Origin of the sequence: uncultured Leptotrichia sp. (assembly GCF_938036635.1) — a bacterium.
GTDB lineage: Bacteria > Fusobacteriota > Fusobacteriia > Fusobacteriales > Leptotrichiaceae > Leptotrichia > Leptotrichia hongkongensis.
The window spans coordinates 1-2,210 of record NZ_CALHQO010000035.1; the positions used below are offsets into that span (position 1 = coordinate 1).

Annotated in this window: 2 protein-coding genes; both read right to left on the reverse strand. The window is 32.0% G+C overall.

What is annotated here, in order from left to right:
* Nucleotides 1-1,236: citrate synthase (locus tag Q0370_RS00475; RefSeq protein WP_299570615.1), on the reverse strand; the 1,236-nt coding region annotated here is incomplete at its 3' end.
* Between the two features lie 9 nt (nucleotides 1,237-1,245).
* Nucleotides 1,246-2,210, reverse strand: a 965-nt coding sequence (locus tag Q0370_RS00480; protein WP_299570618.1) for an isocitrate/isopropylmalate family dehydrogenase, incomplete at its 5' end; no start/stop codon positions are given.

A 2,210-nucleotide genomic window follows, 5' to 3' on the forward strand; every position in this document is an offset into this window, starting at 1 on the left:
GCTGGCAATTCTCGCTAATGAAAAAAGTGGAGTGAAAATGTTTTGTGGGATGTCTAATAAATCATAGACGAAACCAGAATACAAATCAACATTTGCACAAATTTCAAAATCCTTGCCTTTTAATTCTTTCCCAATTTCTTTCGTAAATTTTTCAACATTTGAAAAAAGTTCAAATTCTTCAAGCGCATCTTTTTCCTTTGCCAGTTCGTAAGCCTTTTTTTTCAAAATTTCAGCACGTGGGTCTGAAACTGTATAAACTGCATGCCCCATTCCATAAATCCTACCTGTCTTGTCAAATGCTTTTTTCTCAAATATTTGTTTCAAATATTCTTTTAACTTTATTTCATCATAAGGATTTGAATTTTTTTTCATATCTTCTATCATTTTTGTAACCATCGAATTTGCTCCACCATGCATAGGCCCTTTTAAGGATCCGATTGAAGCAGAAATTGAAGAATAGGTATCTGTTCTTGTGGAAGAAATTACGTGCGAAGTGAATGTTGAATTGTTTCCACCACCGTGTTCTGCGTGTATAACTAAAATTAAGTCCAGTATTTCAGATTCCAATTTTGTAAATTTGCTGTCGCTTCTAAGCATATGAAGAATATTTTCAGCAATGCTGTATTCCTCCATTGGATTATGAATTATCAAACTCTTTTTAAAATGCTTATAATTGCATGCCTGATAACAGTATACTAATAAACTTGGAAATTTTGCAATTAAATTAAAAGACTGGTCTATCAAATTTGATAAACTCACATCATTTGGATTTTCATCCAACGTGTACAGGCATAAAACAGCTCTTTGAAGATGGTTCATTATATCCGTGCTAGGTTTTCGTAAGATAAAATCCTCTATAAATTCATCTGGTAAGTGCCTGTACTCTTTCAACGTGCTTACAAACATTTTTAATTCGAAATTAGAAGGAACTTTCCCAAAAAGCAGCAAAAACATCGTTTTTTCAAAGCAAAATGTCTTCTCCTCCTCAAACTGCTCAACAAGCTTGTCAATTGAAATTCCTCTATAATAAAGCTTTCCTTTTTCTGGAATCTTTTTCCCTTTTTTGTTTACCGAATACCCTAAAACTGAACCAATTTTAGTTAATCCAACCAGAACCCCTGTACCATTTTTATTCCTAAGCCCTCTTTTCACATCAAGCTTATTATAAATATCGTCTGAAATCGAATTATTCAGATTAAATAACGTGCCGAGCTCATTTATAAAATCACTTTTCATAATGCCCTCCTATCCTAAATTTTCAATAATTTTTTTTGTAAATTCAGTCGTTGCAGCATTTCCACCCAAATCTTTCGTTTTACACCCTTCTTCCAATGTCTTTAAAATAGCATTTTCTATATTTTCTGTAAAATCATTCAACTTTAAATATTTTAGCATTTCTAATGAAGATAGCAGCAATGCCAAAGGATTTGCCTTATTTTTCCCCGCAATATCCGGTGCAGATCCATGCACAGCTTCAAAAATAGCTATATCATCTCCAATATTTGCTCCCGGGGCAACTCCCAGTCCTCCTACAAGTCCAGCCACTAAGTCTGATAAAATATCTCCATATAAATTCATCGTAACAATCACTTTAAATCTTTCTGGATTCGTAACAAGCTGCATACACATATTATCAATAATAAGCTCTTCCAACTGAATATTTTCATACTCTTTTGAAATTTCTCTCGCAATATCCAAAAACATTCCGTCAGTATATTTTAAAATATTTGCTTTATGAACAACTGTAACTTTTGAAATTCCATTATTTTTTGCATATTCAAAAGCACTTTGGATAATTCGTTTACTGCCTTTTCTCGTAATTCTTTTTATAGCAATTGCACTAGTTTTTTCTTCATTTTCATATTTTTCTTCGCCGATATAAATTCCTTCAGTATTTTCACGAAAAATAGCCAAATCAATATTATCATATCGAGTTTCAATTCCAGGCAAATTTCTAGAAGGTCTAAAATTTGTGTATAAATCATATTTTTTTCTGAGATACACATTGATACTTCTAAACCCTTTTCCGATAGGTGTAGTAATAGGTCCTTTTATTGCAATTTTATTTCTTTCAACACTTTCATAAAGACTTTCAGGTATAAGTTCCCCTGTTTTTTCATAAACATCTGACCCTGCATTTTCAGTTTCAAATTCAATTGGAACTTTAGCAGCCTTAAAAATTTCCACTAAACTTTCAGATATTTCATATC